This window comes from Mesorhizobium liriopis, from assembly GCF_024053505.1.
In the GTDB taxonomy this organism is placed as follows: Bacteria; Pseudomonadota; Alphaproteobacteria; order Rhizobiales; family Rhizobiaceae; genus Mesorhizobium_B; species Mesorhizobium_B liriopis.
The window spans coordinates 144,617-167,508 of sequence record NZ_JAMXQS010000002.1 but is presented as its reverse complement, the minus strand read 5'-3'; the positions used below and the strand labels follow the sequence as shown (position 1 = coordinate 167,508).

Sequence of the window (22,892 nt, the reverse complement as noted above, 5' to 3'; positions counted from 1 at the left end):
GGATATCGCTATTCTCTGCCACGTTCCCGACCAGCAGCAAGCCGGTTGATCCCATCCCTTTCGCGTTGCACACAGAGCCTATCCCTTCTTTGAAGAGCAGGAGCCCCTCATGAGCCGCGAAGCGCTGATCGTCATCGACATGCAGAACGATTTCTGCCCCGGCGGCGCGCTGGCCGTGTCGGAGGGCGACGCGATCGTGCCCCTCGTCAACGCGCTGATCGAGGTCTTCCCCCATGTGATCCTGACGCAGGACTGGCATCCCGCCGGCCACCAGAGCTTCGCCTCCTCCCATCCGGGCAAGGCCCGGTTCGAAAGCGTCACGATGGCTTACGGCGAGCAGACGCTCTGGCCCGACCACTGCGTGATCGGCACGGAGGGCGCTGCGTTTCATCCAGCACTTCGCTGGGACAAAGCCGAACTCGTGGTCCGCAAGGGCTTCCGTCCCCGGATCGACAGCTATTCGGCCTTTTTCGAAAACGACCGCACGACGCCCACAGGTCTGGGCGGCTACCTGCGCGAACGGGGCCTGGACAAGCTCACGCTGGTCGGCCTCGCAACCGACTATTGCGTCGCCTATTCGGCACTCGATGCGCGCAAGCTCGGTTTCAGCGTGACCGTCAAGCTCGACGCCTGCCGGGGGATCGACCTGAACGGGTCGGTGGAGACGATGATGGGTGAAATGCGGGGGGCGGGCGTCAAGGTGGATTGAGGGGCGTCGATCTGGACGGTCAGCGGTGCGCGGCCCTCACGGCATGGATTCTCGGCTCAAGGCCGAGAATGACGATTGGAAAAGGGTAAAGCGCCAACCTCCCACCTTGGCGATTGCAACCAACACCTCCACTTCCGCTTCGTCATTCTCGGCCTTGAGCCGAGAATCCATGCCGTTCCCTCTCCGCATCGCCGCCGATGAAGGTAAGCAAGCGCCGAAGCGTCGAGTCTGATGGAGATGTCACCCCCACCCCTTACCCCTCCCCACAAGGAGGAGGGGTAGACATGAGCGCTGCACTCTATCCTTCACGCTAGGCGCCACGCTTCAGAGGCTGAACGCAACGATGACGTCTCCCCTCCCACCTGTGGGGAGGGGTAAGGGGTGGGGGTGAGCAAGCGGCAAGCCACGACGCTCAAAACCAAGCAAAAAAAGCCCGGCACATCGGCCGGGCTCTTCCTTCAAATCTTCGCAACCCTCAGGCCGCGCCGTTGATCCAGTGCGAGAGGGCCGTCTTGGGCAGCGCGCCGACCTTCATGTCGGCCACTTCGCCGTTCTTGAACATCATCAAGGTCGGGATCGAGCGCACGCCGAACTGGGCGGCGAGTTCCTGGTTTTCGTCGATGTTGAGCTTGGCGATCTTCACCTTGCCGGCGAGTTCCGAGGAGATTTCCTCGAGTGCCGGGGCGATCATCTTGCAGGGGCCGCACCATTCGGCCCAGAAATCCACCACGACCGGCTCCGAGGACTGGAGAACGCTCTGTTCGAAATTGCTCTTGTCGACCTTCACGGTTGCCATGGGATTTCCCTTACTGTTGTGCCTCACACCGAGACGGACACTCCATATGGTGTGAGGGTTAAGAACTGTCATGCTTCAATGTGGGATGGCGACAGACGCTTTCAAGCGGGTTCGTTGCCTGTCCCCAGTTCGGTCGTCGCCAGTTCGGCCAGCATCGCGTCCATCCGCTCCTCGGGCACCGCGATCACACGGGCGGCTTCGGTGAAGACCAGCGTGGCCGAAAGCCGGCGGCCCGGATAAAGCGGCTGCAACAGCGCGCGGTAGAGCGCGAGTTGCGCGATATAGGCAGGCGGCAGTTCGTTGATGCCGAGGGGTGCCGGGCGGCTCGTCTTGAAATCGACGATCAGCACCTCATCCACCCCCACCGCGAGACGATCGATCTTGCCCGACACCGCGCGGGGCGCGCCCTTCACATCGACCGTGCCGGTGATCGCCACTTCCGCGCGCGAATTCTCGCCCCACAGCGCCTTCAACTCGGGCGCGTCGAGCACGGCCTCAATGGCTTTGAGCATCTTCGCCCGCTCGACCGGATGCCAGTTCGCGCCCACGCGCTCGAGATAGCGCTCGGCGGCGGGGCGGCGCTCGGAAGGGGACAGGTCGGGCAGGACCTCGATCAGCCGGTGAAAGGCGAGGCCCCGCGCAATCGCGAGACTCGGGCCCGGATCGGCGTCGAGCACCGGCGAGCGGCCCGCGATTACCTCGCCACCCTCGTCCACCTCGACGCTCGCCACCGCTCCCGATGGGGCGAGCGGTCGCGGCAGAGGCGGGGGTGGCGGCAGATCGGCGAATAGATTCGGAGGCAGAACGATCCTCTGCCGCTGCGGCCTTGCGGGCTCCGCCACCGAAGGGGCACGGCTTTCCGCTGGCTTGTCGGCGCTCACACGGAAGCGCTGCAGGGTTTCGCCCGTCACGCCGCACTGGCGTTCCTCTAACTGCCCCGAACTCGCCAAGCCATTCGACACCAGCGTGTGCCAGCCATCCGCATGGGGGCCGCGCTTGCCGTGATAGCCGCATACGATCAGCCGGTCCTCGGCGCGCGTCATGCCGACATAGAGCAGGCGGCGATATTCGTCGTCGGCGCGCTCCTTGAAGCCCGCGCCGATGGTCCGCGTCACCTCGTTGCCGACATCCTTGCTGAAGCGCCAGAGATAGCCCTTGCCCGCCCAGTCGCCTTTGCGCGGCGGGTCGAGCGGCATCAGGCGCGGCATGTGGCCGTCGGAAAAGGGCGCGCTGCCACCATCCACCAGAAACACGACCGGGGCCTCCAAGCCCTTGGCGGCGTGCACGGTCATGATCCGCACTTCGGGCCGGCTCTGGTCCATCTCGCGCTTGATGTCGGGCGCCGACTGGTCGAGCGCTGCCAGAAACGCCTGCAACCCGCTTTGCCCGGCCTTTTCGGAATCGAGGCAGAAGGACATGAACTCGTCGAGGATCTCGCCCGCCTCGTGGCCCAGCCGCGCGATCATCTTGCGGCGCACGCCGTCGCGGCCGAGCACGCCGGCATAGAACTCGAACACCGGCTTGAACGCCGCCTCGTTGGTCCAGAGCGCCAGTTGCGCCGCGACCGTCATCAGATGCGGGTTTCCCGCCGCGCCCTGCCGCAGGGCCTGACCGAGCGACTGACCCTCGGGGCGGTGCGCGGCGAGCGCGAAAAGCTGGTCCTCGCTAAGCGCGAAGACCGGCGAGCGCAGAAGGGACGCGAGCGACAGGTCGTCCTCGGGCTGGAGGATGAAGCGGCCGAGCGCGAGCAGGTCCTTCACCGCGATATGGGCGGGCAGCGAAATGCGGTCGGCACCGGCCACTGCGATGCCGCGCTCTTTCAGCGAGCGCGACAGCGCATGGACGAAGCTGTCGCGCTTGCGCACCAGCACCATCACATCGCCCGCCGTGAAGGGGCGGTCGCGGCCCTCGATGCGGTCACCGCTTTCGATCCACGCCTTCACGGTCTTGGCGATGTTCTCGGCCAGCCGCGCGGCAGGCGCCTTGGCGTGGTCGATGCTCGCTGCCCAATCGTCGGGCTCCTCGACATCCTCGGGCCCGAGCGAGGGCCAAAGCTCGACATAGCCCGCCTGCCCCTCGCGCACCGCCTTGTGGTCGATGGGCTCGGGGTAGCGCGTCAGGCCGCGCTTGGCGGTTTCGGCCTTGAAGACGTGATCGACGGCCTTGAGCACATCCGCTGTCGAGCGGAACGACCATTGCAGCTCCACGCGCGCGAAGCGCTTGTCGGCCTCTTTCGCGCGGGTCTCGAAGATGTCGCGCGTGTCGGTGAAGGATTGCGGCTCGGCACCCTGGAACGAATAGATCGACTGCTTTTCGTCGCCCACCGCGAACAGCGTGCGCTGCGCCGAACCCCGCGCGCCTTCGCCCGCGAAGAACTCGTCGGCCAGATGCCTCACCACCGCCCACTGGTCGGGGCTCGTGTCCTGCGCTTCGTCGAGCAGGATGTGGTCGATGCCCTGGTCGAGCTTGAACTGCACCCACGGCCCCGCATCGGGTCGCGCCAGAAGCCGTGCCGTACGGGTGATGAGGTCGTTGAAGTCGAGGAAGCCGCGCCCGCTTTTCAGCCGCTCATAGCGATGGAGCAGCCGGTCGGCCAAATGGAGTGCGGCGCGCGTGCCGTGCAGCATGCGCAACAGCGCCAAACGGTCGGTGAGGCGCAGGATGCCGTCTGCGATGCGCGCGAACTCGTCGGCAAAGCTTGCGAAGAACTCGCCGACGCCCTTGGAGGCGATGCCTTCGGGCTTCTTGGGCTGCCAGCGCCCGTCGCTGCCCCTGGTGAGGAAGGCGCGGCGCAAGCAGTCGAGGCGCTTCTCGGTGTCGGGCTGGTCGCAGGCCTCGATCAGGCTTTCGGCGAATTTCTTGGCGTTGGCCTTGCCGGCGGCATGGGCGCGGGCGAGGAAATCGTCGGCCATGCGGCGATGGAAATATGGATCGGGCCAGATCGCCCCCGCGACCGCCGCGCAGTCGTCGTTCGCGCCGAACTCGAAGGCCGAATAAAGCGGGTTGCCACCCTGGTCGATGAAGCGGCGCAAGCCGTCGCGGCGGCTCATGATTTCGGTAAGCAGCGCTTCGAGACCGGCTTCGCCCGCGCAGTCCATGGCGTGGCCGAAGGCATCGGCGAGTGCTGCATCGGCAGCAGTCGGCAGCGAGCCGGTGATCAGGTGCCGCCGCGCCTCGGCGAAAAGGGCGGCTTCCATGTTGCCGTCGAGCATGGAGAAGTGCGCGGCGATGTTGGCTTCCAGCGGAAACTGGTGAAGCACGGATTCGCAGAAGGCGTGGATCGTCTGGATCTTGAGCCCGCCCGGCGTTTCGAGGGCGCTCGCGAAAAGCTGGCGGGCCTTCCGCAGCGTTTCAGGCGAGGGCGCGCGGCCTTCAAGTTCCTTGATGCGGCTCCCGAGCTTTTCGTCATCCAGCATCGCCCATTCGGCGAGATGGCCGAAAACGCGGTTCGACATGTTGGCGGCGGCCGCCCGCGTATAGGTCAGGCACAGGATCTTCGAGGGCAGCGTGCCGCCGAGCAGCAGGCGCGTGACGCGAAGCGAGAGCACATGCGTCTTGCCCGAACCGGCATTGGCCGACACCCAGACCGAATTGCGCGGGTCGGCAGCCAGCGTCTGGCGCTCGACCGTATCGGAAGGGACGGAAACGCGGGCGTTCATGCCTCGGCCCCTTCCCCGTCATTCTCGCCGCCGGCCGACCATTCGAGCACACGTGCGAGGTGATCGTAAGCCCCATCCGTGTCGTTCTCGCGGAAGGGCAGCGCGCGAGACAGATAGCCGGTCTCGGGATCGTTGTAATGCGCGAGCAGCTTTTCGAGCCGCTCCCAGGCTTCCTCGGAAAGTGCCGTCGCATCCTTGCGCTGGCGGTTGTGTTCGAGGATCGATTCCGGCTCGACATCGCCATTCGCCTTGAGCCGCACGAAGGTGAGGTCGCTCGGCTCGCGCTTGCCCAGAGCCTCGAACGCACCGCGCCGCAACAGCGCGCCTTCGAGCGCCATCTGCGGGCTGAGCAGCGTATGCGCCTGCTTCTTGGAGGGCGAGGTGCCGGTCTTGAAGTCGAGGATTTCGGCGGTGCCATCGCGCATCAGGTCGATGCGATCCGCACGGCCGCTCAAGGTCACGCCGGTCTGGCCCACGGAAACGGACGCCGCGCGGATTTCGGAATGACGCTCGGCGATCCCGTCCGTCCGCTCGCGCTCCCAGGCGACCGTTTCGCCGGCCATGCGCTCGAAGCGCGGCCACCAGAGCGCATAGACGTCTTCCGGCAGGGCGGCCTCGGCAAAGGCCTGGGCGCCGATCGCGAGGAGCTGTGCCTCGGCGTCCGGCGCGCCCGCATCGATTTCGCTGCGCGTGAAGCGGTCCATGATCGTGTGGAACAGCGTGCCGCGCTCGGCCGGGCCCGGTTCGCTGATGAGCTTGTCCATGGTTTCGAGCTTGAGGATGCGCTTGGCATAGACCGCGTAAGGGTCGCGGCGCAGCGTTTCGATCTCGGTCACCGAAAAGCGCTTGGGACGCATGTCGACAGGCGGCCTGGGGCTCGGGCGCTTCTCGAAGTCGATGCGCTCGCTCTCGTCGATCTCCTGCGCCCAGGACAGCAGCTGTTCGCCACGTGCCTTCATCGCCGCCTTGGTGTCGGGGCCGACAAAGGTGAGAAGCCGCTGGAGCCAGCGCGAGGCCACGGCCGGCGCACCGCCAGAGCGCGCCGAACGCGTCAGCACGACATGTGAAGCACCTGCCGCCATCACGAAATCATGCGCGGCCAGGCCGATGCGGCGCTCGGGAGGCTCCAGTTCGATGCCGCTCTTCATGAAGCGCGACATGAAGCGGTCGGCCTGCGCCTTGGCCGGCCACGAGCCCTCGTTGAGCCCGCCCACCACCAGCGTGTCCACCGTCTGGAGGCGCGCTTCGAGCAGGCCCCAGATATGCACGCGGCGGTCCACGGCGGCGGGGGCGGGGCGCACCACGGCTTCGGCCAGCATCGCGGCCATCACATCGGGCCATTCGCGCGAGGGCACGGCAAAGGTCGGGTCGGCTTCGACGAGTTCGCGTAAGGAGGCCGCCAGCGCGCGGCCGGCATCGTTGCCGTAAAGCGCGTCCACCCCGCCGTCGGACCCGCGGCCTAAACATTCCAGCGCTTCCACCGAGGCGCGCAGCGTGGCGTGGAACTCGGCGAAATCACCGGCACGGATGTCGCCGAGCGGTTCCAAGGCTTCGCCAAGCCGCGCGATCACCTTGCGCGCCCCCTCGATGCGGTTGGCATCCAGACGGCGCAGCCAGAAAGGCTGGCGGTCGGCAGCGGCAATGGCTTGGAGGCGCGTGTCGAACAGCTCGCGCAGCGTAAGAATGTCGGGCCGCCCTGCCCCGCCGCGAAAGGCGATCAGCTCGATCGTTTCGCTCGCGCGGCGCACCGACACACGGTCGAGGCCGAGCAGCAGGAGCGGATGCTTGAGCAGAGACAGGATCGAGACCGGGTCGCCGGGACGAAACGCGGTTTCGAGCATCAGCTGCAACAGCGTGCCGGGCGGCGTGCGGCACAGTGGCGTGCCGCCGGAATCGTCGGCACGAATGCCGAACCGGCCGAGTTCGGCCGCCACGCGCCGCGCCAGATCACGGTCGCCGGTGGCAAGCGCCGCCGTGTGCTCAGGCTCGCTGACGGCCTGACGCAACGCGATCGCGATGGCCAGGGCCTCGTCGCGCTCGGTGGCGGCTTCCACCAGACACACGTCGGCGAAGGCGTCTTCGAGGTTCTCGGGCCGCAGGGCCGCGTGTCGCACCGGCCACTGGTCGGTGGTCGCCGCCGGGCGCAAGGCCTCCCCGATGGCCTTCACGCGCAACCGCGAGGGGGCCGACGGCGCGCCGAGCTCTTCCACATCGCCGCGCTTCACGCCCATGCGGGCCAGAACCTTCGACAGGCCGAATTGCGGGTGGCCGAGCACGGAGGCGTCCGGACGCTCCTCGTTCAACACGCGCTCGGAAGCCTCGTCCAGCTCGCCGTCGAGACCGGGCAGCACGACCGCCCCTTGCGGCAGGCGCGCGACCGTGGCGAGAAGAGCGGCCGCCGCCGGGTTCGAGCCGGTGGAGCCCGCCGCGATCACCGGGCCCTTCGCCCCGCCATTGGCCAGCCGCAGCGCTTCGAGGCGGATCAGCCGGTTGCGGTGGCGCGCGGGGTTTTCCTGGCCGCGCTCGTGCAGGATTTCAGGCCAGGATTCGGAAACGATACGCAGAAAGTCGAGCGTGACCTTCCACCAGCCGCCGAGATCGTCGCTGACGAGATCGGCAAGCTTCGCCCAGCTCGTTTCCTCGGACTCGATCTCGTCCATGAGCGAAGCGAGGTCGCGCGCGAGCCAGACGGCGTCGGCCGTCGAGACCGGCACCTCGACATCTTCGGAAAACATCGTCCGCACGGCGTCGGGCAAAAAGTCCTTCCAGCGCTGCACCAGGGGCGCCAACAAAAGCAGGCGCTCGACATGAGGAATCGGCGGAGCGGCATCCAGAATGGCGGGCACGGACAGATCGAGCCCCTCGCCTTCGAACTCGCCCAGCGCGCGCACGGTCGGCAGGATCGCGGACTTGCCCGGCGAGAGGCTGGCGAATGCGTTGCGCAACTCGCGCGCGGCACGGCGCGTCGGCACATAGATCGTGGCATCGGCGAGTGCGAGCGGGTCGTCCGACGCCGTGAAGCCCGGCACCAGCCGGCCCTCGACCAGAGCGCGCGCCAGGGTGCCCAGAAACGGAACGCCCGGCGGGATGGAAAAGACGCGTGGGGCGCCCGTGGCGTTCAAGCCTCGAGACCTCGCACGCGCCGGATCGCTTCTTCCGCGAGCGGAATGGCGTCGGGCGTCCCGACCGTGATCCAATGGCCGTCCATCGCCTGACCGTAGAGCCTTTCGCCAGCGATGGCACGGTCGAAATAAAGGTTCAGCGAATGCGGCGTGGGCGCGGCACTCTCGAAGATGCGCGGATGGATCACGGCGGCGCCCGCATAGATCATGCCGGCGGGATCGTTATTGGCGCGCGAAAGCCTCCCCGCATCGTCCACGAGGAAATCGGTCGACCCGGAATGGCCGGTGGCGGCGTTCGGGTCGGCGAGAAGGAGCAGAATGTCCATGCGCGCGGGGTCCCAGGCACCAAACAAAAGCTGAAGGCTGGAACTGGGCCCATCGATCCAGAAAGTGTCCGCATTGAGGAGAGCGAAGGGCTTATCCCCAAGAACCGGCAGTGCCTTGACGATGCCACCGGCCGAATCCAGCAATTGCTCGCTCTCGTCCGACACCAGAATGCGCGGGCTCTCACGTCTCGCGAGATGCGCCACGAGCTTCGGCGCGAGATGATGGACGTTGACCACCGCCAGTTCGATGCCCGCTTCTTCCAGCGCGTCGAGGCCCCAGTCGAGCAGCGTCTTGCCGGCCACTTCCACGAGCGGCTTGGGCGTATGCTCGGTGATCGGCCGCATCCGCGTGCCCAGGCCCGCCGCGAGCACCATCGCATTCTGGATGGGCTGCTTCGTCATGACAGGATACCTTCCCGCTGGTAGAGCGCGCGCAGATCGGTGAGGGCCGGATGCCTCAGCGCGCGGCGGAGATAGTCGCGAATGCGCGGCAGATGAGCGATGTAGCCGTCCTTGCCGTCCCGCAGCTTGAGGCGCACGAAGATGCCGAGGATCTTCGTGTGCCGCTGCGCCGCGCAGATGGCGCAGGCCTCGCGAAACGATTCGGGATCGAAACGAGGCGAGCCGTTGCGTGCCTTCTCGTAAGCCGCGACGACTTGCGCTTCCAGTTCCTCGGAAATCGTCACGCGCGGGTCGGTCGCAATGGAAGCCACGTCATAGGCGGCTGGCCCGATCAGGGCGTCCTGAAAATCGATCAGCGCGATGCGGTCGGAGCCTTGGCGGTCCGCCAGCCAGAACGTGTTGGGCGACTGGTGATCGCGCAGCACCAGGCTCTGCTCGGTGGCTTCGAGCCGCGTGATGAGACGGTTCCACTCGGCCTTGAACGCTGCGCGCAGTTCAGCCGAGGCCGGCTTGCCGTCGCGCCAGGGGATGAACCAGTCGAGCAACAATTCCGTCTCGATCAGCAGCGCGTCCCGGTCATAAGGTGGGATCGTGTAGGTGAAACCGGCCTTCGCATGGATTTCCGGCGACCAGTCGCGCTCATGGATTTTCGCCAAAAGCGCGCCTGCTGCCTCGTAGCGCTCTGGGATCGGCTGGCCGTCAGCATCGAGGATGCCTTCCGAGCCGAGGATCTCGAGCAGAAGGAAGCCGTTCGCCACATCCTGCGCGACGATCTCGGGTACGCGAATGCCGGCTTGCGCCAGCGCCTCATCGACGGCCACGAAAGCATGCACCGTGCGCGAGGAGTGCGCGATCTCCGCATAGGCCTTGCCGTCGCGGATCACGGGACCGAGCACCAGCGGCAGCGAGTTCATCAGCAGCACCGGCTCCCGGCCCGCCTTGCGCACCACATCATAGGTGCGCGCAGAAGCATCCGCCGTCAGCCTCCGCCGCGTGGCGCGCTCCCAGCCCGACGCATCGAGAAAGCGGCGCGCCAACAGCGAGCGTTCGATTCGGTCGCGGAACGAGCCCTCGCCCGATAGCGCGGCTATTCGCCCTTCGCCATACTCGGACAGCGACAGCGTCACCGTGCCGGGCGGCAGGGTGCCTTCAGCGCGTTCGGGCCACTCGACGAGTGCTGCCCCCTCCTGCGCGTCCTCCCCCAGTCCCAGCTCTCCCAGTTCCTCCGGGTGGCCGAGGCGGTAAAGGTCGAAATGGGCGATTGCCGGTGTCGTCCCGTAGGTCTGCACCAGCGTGAAGGTCGGGCTCGGCACGTCGAGATCGGGCTCGTCGGCCAGTGCCCGGATCAGCGCGCGGGCGAGCGTGGACTTGCCGCTGCCCAAGTCCCCTTGCAGCGCCAGCACGTCGCCTGCGCGGATCACGGCCGCGATGTCCTCGCCCAGACGCTGGGTGGCCGCCTCGTCGGGAAGCTCGATGGTCACTTCGGGTTTTACTCGGCGGCTTCCGAATGGCCGCTCGCGCGCGGCACGGAGGGAAAGAAGCAGGTGACGGTGGTGCCGCGCGTCTCGCTGGAATCGATGCGCACCGTGCCGCCATGCAGCTCGACGAAGCTCTTCACCACGGAAAGCCCCAGGCCAGCCCCGCGCCGGCGGCCCCCATTGGCATGGCTTTCGAAGCGGCGGAACACGGTGTCGAGCACGTCTGGCGCCATGCCGGGGCCGTTGTCGTGCACGGCAAAGGCCACGCCGTCGCGCGTTTCCTGCACGGCGATCACCACCGCGCTGTTTTCCGGCGCATAGTTCGCGGCGTTGGACAGGAGGTTGTAGAGAATCTGGCGGATGCGCGTTTCGTCGCCGAGGAAGCTTTGCGGCGCCTGCGACAGGTCGAGCTTGAGCACGATACCATGCTCGGCCAGCCGCTCCGCCACCAGATCGCTCGCGGCCTTCACGGTTTCGGCCACGCGCACCGGCGCGATCTCCAGCTCCATGATGCCGGCATCGACGGTCGCGAGATCGAGAATGTCGTTGACGATCGTGATCAGCTGCGTGGACGAGGTGCCGATATGGCCGACATATTCGCGCTGGCGCTCCGTCAGCGGGCCGGTGGTCGGCAGCGAGAGCAGATCGGTGAAGCCGATGATGTTGGTCAGCGGCGAGCGCAGCTCGTAGGACACGTGCTGCACGAAATCGTTCTTGAGCTGGTCGGCGCGCTCCAGCGCATCGTTCTTGTCCTTCAGCGCACGTTCCACGTTCACGCTGTCGGTGACATCGACGAAGGTCATCATCACCTGCCCGTTGGGCAGGTGAATGACCGCAAAGCGAAGGGCGGTGCCGTCGCGCAGCTCGCACTGGCCGTTGCGGTCGCGGCGCTCCTCGTCATAGCCGGTGACGGAGGCGACGAAGCCGCTCCACGGGCTCGTGCCTGCCACCAACGCGTCGCAGTGGGCGCGCAAGGTGGCGACGTGCGTGCCGGGCTCGAGCGCGTCGAGCTTCCAGAGCGTGGCGAAAGCCGGATTGAACAGCTTGCCGCGCCCATCGGGGCCGAACACGGCCACACCTTCGGCCAGGTTGTCCAGCGTCTCGCCCTGCACGCGAAGGGCCGTGTTGTAGCGGCTTTCGAGATCCATGCGCTCGGTGACGTTCTCGAACACCCAGGTCACGCCGCCCTTGGCCTGCGGGTTGGCGACCACGCGCAAGGTCCGGTTGTCTGGCAGGTGCCACCAGTGCTCCTGCGGCTCCACGGCGCGATAGGAGGCCAGCAGATTGTCCTTCCAGCGCCGCCATTCGGGCTGCTCGGGAATGCGGCCTTCGGTGCGCAGCCGATCGAGGAAAAGCGCATTGTCGGGCGCGCTTTCGAGATAGCCCGCGTCGAGATCCCAGAGCTTGGCGAAAGCCTGGTTGAAGAAGCGCAGGCGCATGTTTTCGTCGAAGGTGGCGACCGCCGTGGTCAGCTGGTCGAGCGTGTCGGTGTGCGAGCGCAGGGTGCGCTCATATTCGACCCGGATCGCTTCCGTGCCGCTCATGTCGGTGGCGATGCCGGCCGAGCCGTTCGTTCCGGCGTAATCCGTCACCGCGAACTGGCGGCGGTCGCCGTCCACGACGGTCGAGAGCTTGCCGACATAGACCGGCGACTTGCGGTGTTCCTCTGCAATGGTTTCGCGCGCCTGCGTGCCGAGGAACTCCTTGGCTTCGGCCAGAACACCTTGCGTGCTCGGCGCTTCCACGGCCTTGGCATAGGCCTGGTTGACCCAGCGCAGACGGTTATCGCCTTCGCGCACCCAGAACGGCATGTCGAGCGCATCGAGCAGGCCCAGCATGTTTTCGAGATCGGCATTGAGCCGCTGGTTCTCGGCGCGCAGGCGCGCTTCGCTCAGCCGCGCTTCGCCGAGTGCCGTCACGCGCAGGATCGAATAGGCCGCGTTGCGGCGTCCATTCACCTCGAAGGGTGCGCCGAGCTGGCTTTCCGCCACGAAATCGAAGGGCGTGCCGCGCTCGCGCAGGAGGCTCACCGCCTGGTCGAGCTGGGCCGCCGAGCGCGGGCTCAGCCAGCGGCCGAAGGCGAGGAAGGTCGCGCGGTCGTCCGGCGCGCCGGAGGAAAGGGCCAGATTGCCGACCACTTCCGGCTTGCGGTTCTTGTGCTCGTTCGCCCAGACGACGATGCGCTGGTCGCGCAGGTTGAGAAGCGCTTCCGCGCGCGACAGGTTGGCGTGCATGTCGGCGAGCCGCCCGCGCATCGCGGTGTTTTCGGCAGCGAGAACGCCGCGCTCGCGAATGAGCCAGACGGCGAGGATGAGTGCCGCGCCCATCGCGCCGACCAGCATCGCGAGCTGGATCACATCGACGGTGGTCATCGAAATGCCGCCGATGGTGGTTGCGCCCTGCGCATGGGCATGCGGCATGTGGCCAAGGGCTGCGAGCGCGGTGGAACCCAGGAGCAGGCTCGGCAAGGGCAGAACGCGGCGGCCCCAGGCTTTCAGCCGCGTGCGGATGCTCCGTTCAGGCGTCGTGCCGTCGGCATCCATCCATCTGCCCGACGGTTGCCCCGGCATCCCCGCTCCTTTTTTCCGTTGCCCAACAGTTTTCCGAAAAGTCGGAAAACATGACGATTCCGCTTGCGCGGACCTGTCCAACCCCCTGAACAGGCTATCCCCAAGAATCAGATAACAAGGTTAATATTCGGAGAAGATGACGCCTAGGCCAAATGGGCAACACCTCAGCCAAAAGGCCGGGGCCCATGGAGCCCCGGCCTTTTGCCGGCGATCAATCCCTAGATTTCTGAGCGGGCAGTCCGGACCGCCCGTTTAGTACCGATAATGTTCCGCCTTGAACGGGCCCTGCGGCGTCACGCCGATATAGGCGGCCTGTTCGTCGGACAGATTGGTGAGCTTCGCGCCCAGCTTGTCGAGGTGCAAACGCGCGACCTTCTCGTCGAGGTGCTTGGGCAGCACATAGACCTTGTTCTCGTAGTCGCCCTGCTTGGTCCAGAGCTCGATCTGCGCCAGAACCTGGTTGGTGAAGGAGGCCGACATCACGAAGGACGGATGCCCCGTCGCATTGCCGAGATTGAGCAGGCGGCCTTCCGACAGGAGGATCATGCGCTTGCCATCAGCGAAGGTGATCATATCCACCTGCGGCTTGACGTTGGTCCATTTCAGATTGCGCAGACCCGCCACCTGAATCTCGTTGTCGAAGTGGCCGATATTGCCGACGATCGCCATGTCCTTGAGCGAGCGCATATGGTCGAGCGTCACCACGTCCTTGTTGCCGGTGGTGGTGATCACGATGTCGGCGGTGGGCGCCGCGTCTTCCAGCGTCACGACTTCGAAACCGTCCATCGCCGCCTGCAGCGCGCAGATCGGATCGACTTCCGTCACCTTCACGCGAGCACCTGCCCCCGAAAGCGAGGCGGCAGAACCCTTGCCCACATCGCCATAGCCGCAAACGACGGCGACCTTGCCGGCCATCATCACGTCGGTGCCGCGGCGGATGCCGTCGACGAGTGATTCCTTGCAGCCATACTTGTTGTCGAACTTCGACTTGGTGACCGAGTCGTTGACGTTGATCGCCGGAAACGGCAGCAGGCCGCGCTTCTGGAGCTGGTAGAGGCGGTTGACGCCGGTGGTGGTTTCTTCCGTCACGCCGCGGATCGCCTCGCGCTGCTTCGTGAAGAAGCCGGGCGTTTGGCTCATGCGGGTCTTGATCTGGGCGAACAGGATCTCTTCCTCTTCCGAACCCGGATTGGACAGCACATCCTCGCCGGCTTCAGCGCGCGCGCCGATCAGGATATACATCGTGGCGTCGCCGCCATCGTCGAGGATCATGTTGGTGGGACCGCCATCGGTCCACTGGAAGATCTGGTCGGTGTAGCGCCAATATTCCTCGAGCGTCTCGCCCTTGACGGCGAAGACCGGCGTGCCGCCGGCCGCAATCGCCGCCGCCGCATGGTCCTGCGTCGAGAAGATGTTGCAGGACGCCCAGCGCACATCCGCGCCCAGCACTTTCAGCGTCTCGATCAGCACCGCTGTCTGGATCGTCATGTGGAGCGAGCCCGAAATGCGCGCGCCCTTCAAGGGCTGCGAGGGCCCGAACTCCTCGCGCGCGGCCATCAGGCCGGGCATCTCGGTTTCGGCGATCTCGATTTCCTTGCGGCCCCAATCGGCCAGCTTGATATCGGCAACGTGGAAGTCTGGCTCAGCCATGGAAGCTCCGTTTCGCTGAATTCTTCGCGCCAGCCGGCCGAATGCGGCACGCTTCGTGAGCGGTGGGCGGGCGACGTCGCCCGCGACATAGCAGAGAGGACGCACCGACACAAGAAGATATAAAGATGCCTTTATATGACGGCTCGAGCCCGAGCCCGAAAGGTTCGGGTTGAAAAGCTGTACATCACGCGCCAGTTTGCCCGTCGCCATCCAATGCAAAGGTCTCGAATGCGCCCAACTGTCCGTCGCGTGGCTGTCCCTGCCTTGCTCGCCTTGAGCACCTGTTTGCCGCAAGCGGCGTGGGCGCAGGACCCCGCGCCCCGCTTCGATGGTGAGAAAGGCCTGCGCGCGATGCTGTTGCCTTACGCGCCGGCGGCCTTCGACTTCGGCATCCTGATCGCCCGCTCCTTTGCCGAGATCACCTATGAAGGGCGGCACTACGATCCGGTGACGGAAAGCTTCGTGGTGGAAGACCTGCGCATCAGCCGAGACCAATTCAATGCCAGTGTGGAACGCCTGCGCGCCGACGAAAACGTCACGCAATTGCAAGGGTTGGTGGTCGATACCAAGAACCTGTCCCTGCCGCCGCCCTTGCGCGCCGGTCTCGACCGGCTCGGGCTGCAAACCGTGGAAGGCGACGTGACCGTCGATTACCGCACCGACAATGCGCGCGCGGCCTATGCGGTCGCCGTCCAGATGGATTTCCCCAAGCTCGGCAGCATCGAAGCCGAGGGCATGCTCGACGGCTTCCATGTGCTGGTGCCGCTCGGCGAGCCGGGCGAAGCGGCGATCGACAGTCTCGAAACCCTGCCCGAGACCGGCGTGTCCAGCCAGCCGCCGAAGATCCTCGGCACCCTGCGCGCTTCCTCGGTCACCTATCGCGATGCCGGCCTGCTCGATGCGGTGATCGATGTTTCGGCGCAATCGCAAGGGGTGACGCCCGACGAGATGCGCGCGGGCTTCGGTGCGATGGTGGCGATGGGCTTGGCGCCGAGCGTGGACGGGTTGCCCGGCGGCGAGGATCCCGCCCTGCGCGCCAAAGCGCAGGAATGGTCGAAGGCCATCCAAAGCTTTCTCGACAACAAGGATTCGATCCGCATCACGCTCGACCCGTCCAAGCCCGTTCCGCTGGAGCGCTTTCAGGCCGGCATGATCAGCAAGGCAACCGTGGCCGAGCTGAACCCGTCGGTCGTCAGTCCCGCGCCGGCACGCGTCGAAACCGTCTCGCTCGATGGCTCGGGCGATCCGCTCGCCGCCGCACGCGCGCTTCTGAGCGGGCAGGGCGCGATCCAGGACGAGGCGGCGGGCGTTCGCGGGCTGCTCACGCTGGCAAACAACGGCAATCTCGATGCGGTGCGCGCGCTGGGCAGCCATTCGGGCAATCGCCCGCTGCCCGCGCTCGGTGAGAGCGAGCGCGTTTCGCTTCTGCAATTCCTGCTCGTCGCCCGCGCGCTCGGCGCGGATGTGTCGGATGCCACGCTCGCTTCAGCCGACAAGGACCTGAGCGCGAACGAACGCCAGACGGCGGAACGGGAAGCCGGCCGCTATTTCCGCGAGCGCACCGATCAGGGCAAGGCGCTCGCGCCACTCACGCCCGAAACGGTTTCGACCTTCAGCCCGAGTCGCCTGCGCGCGCTCGCCTTCGACGCCTATGAAGGCCGCAGCGCCCCGCGCGACATGACGGAAGCCTATGCGGTCGCGCTGATCGCATCCGCCGCTGGCGACAAGCCCGCCGCCCGTTTGCGCGACGATCTCGCGCGCGCTGGGCAAGAAGGCCGCATCACGCTCGAAACGGATGCTGCCCGCGCCCGCGCCTCCGCGCTCTGGGATGCCTACAAGGCGCAGAGCGGCGAGCAGGCGAAACCGTGAAGCCGAGACCGGTTTCGGTCCGTTCGGGCGGTCACCCGCCCAAGCGAAACCTCAAGCCTCTTCGCCGAACTTGGACAGGATGAGATCGCCGATGGCGCGGATGGCATCGTCCGCGTCCGGGCCGCTCGCGGAAACGACGACGGACGTGCCCTGCGCCGCGGCCAGCATCATCAGGCCCATGATCGAGGTGCCGCCCACTTTCATGCCGTCGCGCTCGACGCTGATCTCGGACTGAAAGGCTCCTGCCACCTGAATGAACTTGGCGGAGGCGCGGGCATGCAGGCCGCGCTGGTTGATGATCGGGAATTCGCGGGTGATCGGGTCGGAACCGGTCATCGTCGGGTCAGCACTTCATCTGGGCGTTGAGCACCTGGCTCGCGACATTGATGTATTTACGGCCGGCGAGCTGCGCATATTCCAGCGCCTGGGCCATGTCGTCGCCTTTGCGCACGCTGGTCAGCTTGATCAGCATGGGCAGGTTGACGCCCGCGATCACCTCCACGCGCCCGGCATCCATCACCGAGATCGCGAGGTTGGAGGGCGTGCCGCCGAACATGTCGGTCAGGATCACCACGCCCGTGCCGCTGTCGGCACGCGCAACGGCGTCCACGATGTCGGCGCGACGCGACTCCATGTCGTCATCCGCTCCGATGCACACTGTTTCGAACTGGGTTTGGGCGCCGACCACATGTTCCACCGCGAGGCGGAATTCTTCGGCTAGCCGACCGTGCGTTACGAGCACGAGTCCGATCATTCTCTTTGCCTAGGCTCCGTTGGGCAATCGTTTGTCCGGGCTCCCATCCGCCTCGGCCTTGGTTTCCTGTCCGTTTTCTCGGGCCTTGGTGGCCTTCTCGTGGGCAAGAGCTGCGCACTCTTGTCGAGCTCCATGTCATTGACAAGCCCAAAACAGTCACACTCATAGCCATTTTGCCGCATCTGCGAACAGGATGTGCTCAAAAAAGCGCGCCGAACAGGAATGCGCGGATCGCAAGCACTGCGCCCTCCGCATCACGCTCGGGCAGACGCAGGCGCGGAATGATTATGCCTTCCAGCGTTTCGTGCTCGCTTTCGGCACGAAAGCGCGGGCTTTCGGGGCCGGGCACGAGTTGCACGAAAAGGCCGACGGTGGCTTCGGGAATGGCCGGGATTGCGACCGGACCAAGCCCCCGCACCTCCACCATCCCGAATATGGTGTGCGGCGCACGCGCCACAAGACGCCCCTCCACCGCCTCCAGCATCACCTGATCGTCCGACACGAATTGCGCGTCGAGCTCGCGCAGACCGCCAAGCTTCAGCGCCAGCCGCGTCTTGCCCGAGCCGGATGCGCCTGCGATCAGCACGCCTTGCCCGCGCAGTGACACGGCGCAGGCGTGAAAATTCGGCATGGGAAAGCGCTACTCTTCGGCCGGCAGCATGAAGGTGAACCGCGCGCCGCGCGGCTCGCCGGGCCGGTCGCCCGGAATGTTCTCGGCCGTCAGCGTGCCGCCATGCGCTTCGGCGATCTGCCGGCTGATCGACAGGCCCAGACCCGAATTCTGCCCGAACATCTCGCTCGAGGGACGGTCCGTATAGAAGCGCTCGAAGATGCGGTCGATGTTCTCGGCGCCGATGCCCGGCCCGTTGTCCTCCACCGTCAGGACGATCCACTTGTTGCGCCGCTCGAGAGCCAGCGAAATGCGGCCGTTCGTGTCGGGCACGAAGGAGCGGGCGTTCTCGATGAGATTGGTGATCACCTGCCCGATGCGCAGATCGTGGCCCTGAACGAAGAACTCCTTCGGCCCCGTTTGCGGGCGAAGCACCTTGAACTCGATGGAAACGGGCTTCTTGGAGCGCCCCGTTTCGCGCGAAACGGTGACGAGATCTCCGACGAACTTTTCCAGATCGACCCGGTTCGCGTCCTCGCGCGCGAGTTCCGCGTCGAGCCGCGAGGCATCGGAAATGTCGGTGATCAGGCGGTCGAGCCGCTTCACATCGTGCTGGATGATCTCCATCAGCCGCGCCCGCGAGGTTTCGCTCTTGGCAAGCGGCAGCGTTTCCACAGCACTACGCAGCGAGGTCAGCGGGTTCTTCAGCTCATGGCTCACATCGGCGGCAAAGCTTTCGATGGCGTCGAGGCGCGCGTAGAGCGAGCGCGTCATGTCGCGGACCGCGACCGACAGGTTGCCGATCTCGTCCTGGCGGTCGGAATAATCGGGGATTTCCTCGCGATGCTTCACACCGCGCCGCACGCGCACGGCGGCTGCCGCCAGCCGCCGCAAGGGGTTCGCGATGGTGGAGGCGAGAAGCAGCGAGAGCACCACATTGACGAGTGCCGCCACGCCGAACACGCGCAGGATCGCCTGGCGCTCGGCCGCCACGATCTTGTCGATGTCGCCGCCCTGCGTGGACAGCATCAACACGCCCATCACCGCACGGAAGCGCTGCACGGGCACGGCGACCGAGACGATCTGCTCGCCCTGTTCGCCGACGCGCACCACGGTGGATGGCACGCCGGTGAGCGCGTTCATCACTTCGGGGAAGCCTGTGCCGTTGCCCCCCGGCTGCTCCTTGTAGACGGGGAGGTCGGAAAAGCGGAACAGGTCGAAGAAGCGCTTTTCGAGCCTTTCGAAGGCCGAGGGCTCGTCGCCTTCCGCCACCGGCAGATCGTAGCGCAGGATCTGGCCGCGCGAATAAAGGTGGCGCGAGTCGAGCAGGAGATTCGCGTCGCGGTCGAAGATGCGCGCCCGGGTGCGGGTCGGCGAGATCAGGCGGCGCAGAACCGGCGCCACGCGCTCCGGATTGATCGGAAAATCGAGACTGTCGAGGCTGTCCGCGCCCGGCGCGATGCTTTCGCCCGCCTGCAACTCCAGAAGCTTTTCCGGATCGATTCGAATCGCATCCGTTTCGACAGTGGCGGAAGCTGCGATGGCGCCGGCGATGATTTCGCCCTGCGTGCGCAGGCTTTCCACCCGCGCCTCGATCAGCCCATCGCGGAACTGGTTGAGGTAGAGGATGCCCGATACCAGCACGCAAAGAGCTGCGAGGTTCAGAACCAGAATGCGGCGGGTGAGGCTCGAAAAGACATGGTGGCCGAGAAAGCGGCGCACCGGCGTGGTCAGCCGGCTCCAGTAAAGGCTCGGACGGACATAGCGCCAAAGCGAACGGCGGACGCGACGGGCCGCCGTCGCCCCGAGCGGCGCGAGTGCGCGATTATCCGTTTCCACCGCCATGGGTATTCAGCGGTCAGGCTTCGCGGAAGCGGTAGCCGACACCATAGAGCGTTTCGATCATCTCGAAGTCGTCGTCCACGGACTTGAACTTCTTGCGCAACCGCTTGATGTGGCTGTCGATGGTGCGGTCATCGACATAGACCTGCTCGTCATAGGCCGAGTCCATCAGCGCGTCGCGGCTCTTCACCACGCCGGGGCGCTGGGCGAGCGAATGGAGGATCAGGAATTCGGTGACGGTGAGCGTTACCGGCTCGCCCTTCCAGGTGCAGGTGTGGCGCTCCTGGTCCATCACCAGCTGGCCGCGCTCCAGCGAGCGCGAGGCCTGGGTCGGCGCCTTGACGCCGTTGGTCGCCGCATCGCGCGCGGAAGCCCGACGCAGCACCGCGCGCACGCGCTCCACAAGCAGCCGTTGCGAGAAGGGCTTACGGATGAAATCGTCGGCGCCCATCTTGAGGCCGAACAGTTCGTCGATCTCGTCATCCTTGGAGGTGAGGAAGATCACCGGCAGGTCGCTTTTCTGGCGCAGGCGGCGCAACAGCTCCATGCCGTCCATGCGCGGCATCTTGATGTCGAAGATGGCGAGGTTCGGCGGACGCGCGCCCAAACCTTCCAGAGCCGACGCCCCGTCCGTATAGGTTTCGACGCGGTAGCCTTCGGACTCGAGCGCGATCGAGACCGAGGTCAGGATGTTGCGGTCGTCGTCCACAAGCGCGATTGTGGCCATATCAAGCGGCTCCCTCATGGTCCGGGCCCCTTTCCTGATGGTTAAGGGCACAGACCGCGTTTTGTTCAACCGGCCCGGCCCCGTTCTTTCGAGACTGGGCGGGCTTGTGGCGGACGAATTGGGCGCAAAGTGTGGCATAAGCGCCAACGCCATGAGGGCCGGTTGCCACTCGCATCGCAACCTGCCGCCCGCCGCCGATGTTCCGGTGGCTTATAACCGATCGTTTGCCGGATGGGAAATCCGGAGCATTTCGAGAGAGATTTCCACCCGTGCCGCCAAGACTCGACGACCCGCTTCAAGCCAATGGTGAAACCATCTTTCCCGACGAGTGGGAGGAAAGCTTCATCCGCGCGTCGGGGCCGGGGGGTCAGAACGTCAACAAGGTTTCCACCGCCGTCCAGCTCCGCTTCGACGTGCTGCGCGCCAAGGGCCTGTCCGGCCGCGTCCAGAGCCGGATGCTAATCCTGGCCGGCAGCCGCGCCTCCAAGGACGGCGTGATCACGGTGGAAGCCAATCGCTTCCGCACCCAGGAACGCAACCGTCTGGACGCCCGCGAGCGCTTGGGCGACATGCTCACCCAGGCCGCCGAACCGCCCCCCAAACCCCGCCGCAAGACCAAGCCGACCAAGGGCTCGGTGGAAGAGCGGCTGAAAAAGAAGGCCGGACGCAGCGTGGTGAAGAAGATGCGCGGACGGGTAGGGGACGATTGAGAGGTGGGCGGTGGCGCATGAGCGCGCTCCGTGCATCACGTCCGGCCACAAAACCTTTCCAGCAAAAAAGCGGCCCTGCTCAGCGCTCCGCCATCCTTTCTTTCCGCCCGCCCGACGGGTTGAGCCTGCCCAGGATTCCACGAAAGAGCCCGCGTGCGGCAAGCGGCTCGAACATTTCCGCAGGACCTTCCGGATCGAGCACTTCGTTGTCGGCCAGCCATTCCTCGACGCTCGAAAGGTCGGGCATTTCGTAAGCCCGCAGTGATCGGCCGTCTCCACGCAGCGCTTCCACCGTTTCGATCAGCGAGCCCGTGCGGGCGATCTCGGCCGCCACGATTTCAGCCGGGACGCCCAGATGCTCGGCCAGAAGATCGTTGCGGATCGCCGCGACCGTCTCGGCCGCTGCGACGCCTCCACCACAATCGAGATCGATGGTGACATCGCATTCGGTATCGAGCCGCATCGAACGGTTGTTCATGTTGGAGGAACCGACGCGCAGGATCCGGTCGTCGACGATCAGGATCTTGGCGTGAACATAGATCGCCTCGCCCCCGTCATTATAGGGATGATAAATGCGAAAGCGGTTTTCCCGGTCGCGTCGGCGCAGCGCTTCCACAAGGCGCGCCCGTGCCGAGTCCATCGCGACCGGTTCCAGCCAGCCGCGCGCCGTTTCCGGGTTGACGACCACGATCTCCGGTCCGCCCGGTTCATCCAGCCGCCGGGCGATGGCCTCCGCGATGCGGCGCGAAGCGAAATACTGGCTCTCGGCATAGATGAAGCGTTTCGCGCGGGCGATCTGATCGACATAAAGCGCTTCGATTTCGCGGACGGGTGGACGGTTGTCCCATTCGGGCGCCGAACGCGACACGGCGACGGGCACATATTGGAAATGCGTGGGCAATCCTTCCGGCCAGCAGCTTTTCACGCCCTCGATCGGCGCGAGACCGGGACGACCGCCGGCCACTTTCCAGCGCTCACGGCAGATTTCGGCAATCGCGTCCACAATGGGTCCGGTGATCGCCGTCGTCGCATCGTGCCAGGGCATATAGGCGCGATGCGTCGTCGGACGCCGCCGACGCTTGTCCCTGAACCGGTGCTCACGCGTGTCCCAGCGGTCGGCGGTCATGTCGATGCCACCGCAAAAGGCGAGGCAATCGTCGATCACGACGATCTTCTGATGGTGCGACGAGCCCACCGGATGGGCCCCGTCGAGCTTGGTATGGATGCGCGGGTGGCGCATCCATTTCAGAAGCGTCAGAAACGTCGTGCCGCGCGTCAGCGTCGCCAGGGCGCCAACATCCCAGCGCAGCAGAAAGATCTCCAGTTCCGGATTCTGTTCGACGAGCCAGTAGATGAACGCGCCAAGCTTTTCCGGCGCCTCGTCGTCGCTGTTCCGCCCGAACGCGATGCGTGCGTCGAAATCCCACCCGACCAAGGTTATCCGCCGCTTGGCATTCAGCATCGCGGAACGCGCAATCCGGAAATAATCGTCTGCATCCACGATCACCGAAAGCCGCTCGGCAGTTTCAATGCGGAAGCAATTGCGCCCCGGCTCAGGCAGATGTTGCGGCGCAGCGTCGTTCATGCGCTCCTCGTTCTTCAGACAAAAATACTCGATTGGTCATTCGCGGGAGCCATGTGCGGGAGGGCATTCGGTCTCGATTTCGA

At 65.8% G+C, this 22,892-nt stretch carries 16 protein-coding genes; 3 read left to right on the top strand and 13 right to left on the bottom strand.

Going from position 1 to position 22,892, the window contains the following annotated elements; translation table 11 throughout:
- The first annotated feature begins 109 nt into the window (after positions 1-109).
- Positions 110-709, top strand: a complete 600-nt coding sequence (gene pncA, locus NGM99_RS03835; RefSeq protein WP_252816174.1) for a bifunctional nicotinamidase/pyrazinamidase — start codon at positions 110-112, stop codon at positions 707-709.
- Positions 710-1,184: 475 nt separating this feature from the next.
- Here the strand turns inward: pncA and trxA are convergent, their stop codons facing one another.
- The 7 genes from trxA to ahcY form a co-directional block, all read right to left on the bottom strand.
- The gene (trxA, locus tag NGM99_RS03830; protein WP_252816172.1) at positions 1,185-1,505 is read right to left on the bottom strand and encodes a thioredoxin; all 321 of its coding nucleotides are present in this window, start codon (positions 1,503-1,505) and stop codon (positions 1,185-1,187) included.
- Between the two features lie 101 nt (positions 1,506-1,606).
- Complete coding sequence (addA, locus tag NGM99_RS03825) at positions 1,607-5,164, bottom strand: double-strand break repair helicase AddA (protein ID WP_252816170.1); 3,558 nt, start codon at positions 5,162-5,164, stop codon at positions 1,607-1,609.
- Entirely contained in the window at positions 5,161-8,286 is a 3,126-nt protein-coding gene (addB, locus tag NGM99_RS03820; RefSeq protein WP_252816169.1) for a double-strand break repair protein AddB, read from the bottom strand. The genes addA and addB overlap by 4 nt, the downstream gene beginning before the upstream one ends.
- Positions 8,283-9,014: a nucleotidyltransferase family protein gene (locus NGM99_RS03815; RefSeq protein WP_252816168.1), complete on the bottom strand. Its 732-nt coding sequence runs from the start codon at positions 9,012-9,014 to the stop codon at positions 8,283-8,285. The genes addB and NGM99_RS03815 overlap by 4 nt, the downstream gene beginning before the upstream one ends.
- On the bottom strand, positions 9,011-10,495 hold the full coding sequence (gene tsaE, locus NGM99_RS03810) for a tRNA (adenosine(37)-N6)-threonylcarbamoyltransferase complex ATPase subunit type 1 TsaE (RefSeq protein ID WP_252816167.1): 1,485 nt from the start codon (positions 10,493-10,495) through the stop codon (positions 9,011-9,013). The genes NGM99_RS03815 and tsaE overlap by 4 nt, the downstream gene beginning before the upstream one ends.
- Positions 10,496-10,503: 8 nt before the next feature.
- Positions 10,504-13,062 carry a sensor histidine kinase gene (locus NGM99_RS03805; protein WP_252816166.1) on the bottom strand — a complete coding sequence of 853 codons (2,559 nt, stop codon included), beginning with the start codon at positions 13,060-13,062 and terminating at the stop codon, positions 10,504-10,506.
- 252 nt (positions 13,063-13,314) lie between these two features.
- Entirely contained in the window at positions 13,315-14,712 is a 1,398-nt protein-coding gene (gene ahcY / locus NGM99_RS03800) for an adenosylhomocysteinase (RefSeq protein WP_252816165.1), read from the bottom strand.
- Positions 14,713-14,940: 228 nt separating this feature from the next.
- On the opposite strand from ahcY, the gene NGM99_RS03795 reads away from it, so the two are divergent.
- Positions 14,941-16,581: an aq_1923 C-terminal domain gene (locus NGM99_RS03795; protein WP_252816164.1), complete on the top strand. Its 1,641-nt coding sequence runs from the start codon at positions 14,941-14,943 to the stop codon at positions 16,579-16,581.
- A 51-nt stretch (positions 16,582-16,632) separates the two neighbouring features.
- Here NGM99_RS03795 and NGM99_RS03790 read toward each other — a convergent pair whose 3' ends face one another.
- The 5 genes from NGM99_RS03790 to NGM99_RS03770 form a co-directional block, all read right to left on the bottom strand.
- The gene (locus NGM99_RS03790) at positions 16,633-16,917 is read right to left on the bottom strand and encodes an HPr family phosphocarrier protein (RefSeq protein WP_252816162.1); all 285 of its coding nucleotides are present in this window, start codon (positions 16,915-16,917) and stop codon (positions 16,633-16,635) included.
- 7 nt (positions 16,918-16,924) lie between these two features.
- On the bottom strand, positions 16,925-17,335 hold the full coding sequence (locus tag NGM99_RS03785; RefSeq protein WP_252816160.1) for a PTS sugar transporter subunit IIA: 411 nt from the start codon (positions 17,333-17,335) through the stop codon (positions 16,925-16,927).
- A 199-nt stretch (positions 17,336-17,534) separates the two neighbouring features.
- A complete protein-coding gene (locus tag NGM99_RS03780; protein WP_252816158.1) occupies positions 17,535-17,966 on the bottom strand; it encodes an HPr kinase/phosphorylase in 432 nt (143 codons plus the stop codon).
- A gap of 9 nt (positions 17,967-17,975) precedes the next feature.
- Complete coding sequence (locus tag NGM99_RS03775; protein WP_252816156.1) at positions 17,976-19,790, bottom strand: sensor histidine kinase; 1,815 nt, start codon at positions 19,788-19,790, stop codon at positions 17,976-17,978.
- A 13-nt stretch (positions 19,791-19,803) separates the two neighbouring features.
- Positions 19,804-20,514 (bottom strand): response regulator transcription factor, encoded by a 711-nt coding sequence (locus NGM99_RS03770; RefSeq protein WP_252816155.1) that lies wholly within the window; start codon positions 20,512-20,514, stop codon positions 19,804-19,806.
- A 269-nt stretch (positions 20,515-20,783) separates the two neighbouring features.
- Between NGM99_RS03770 and arfB the strand changes: the two genes are divergently transcribed.
- Positions 20,784-21,224, top strand: a complete 441-nt coding sequence (gene arfB / locus NGM99_RS03765; RefSeq protein ID WP_252816153.1) for an alternative ribosome rescue aminoacyl-tRNA hydrolase ArfB — start codon at positions 20,784-20,786, stop codon at positions 21,222-21,224.
- A 79-nt stretch (positions 21,225-21,303) separates the two neighbouring features.
- Here the strand turns inward: arfB and NGM99_RS03760 are convergent, their stop codons facing one another.
- Positions 21,304-22,809 (bottom strand): phospholipase D-like domain-containing protein, encoded by a 1,506-nt coding sequence (locus NGM99_RS03760; protein WP_252816151.1) that lies wholly within the window; start codon positions 22,807-22,809, stop codon positions 21,304-21,306.
- Between the last annotated feature and the right edge of the window lie 83 nt (positions 22,810-22,892).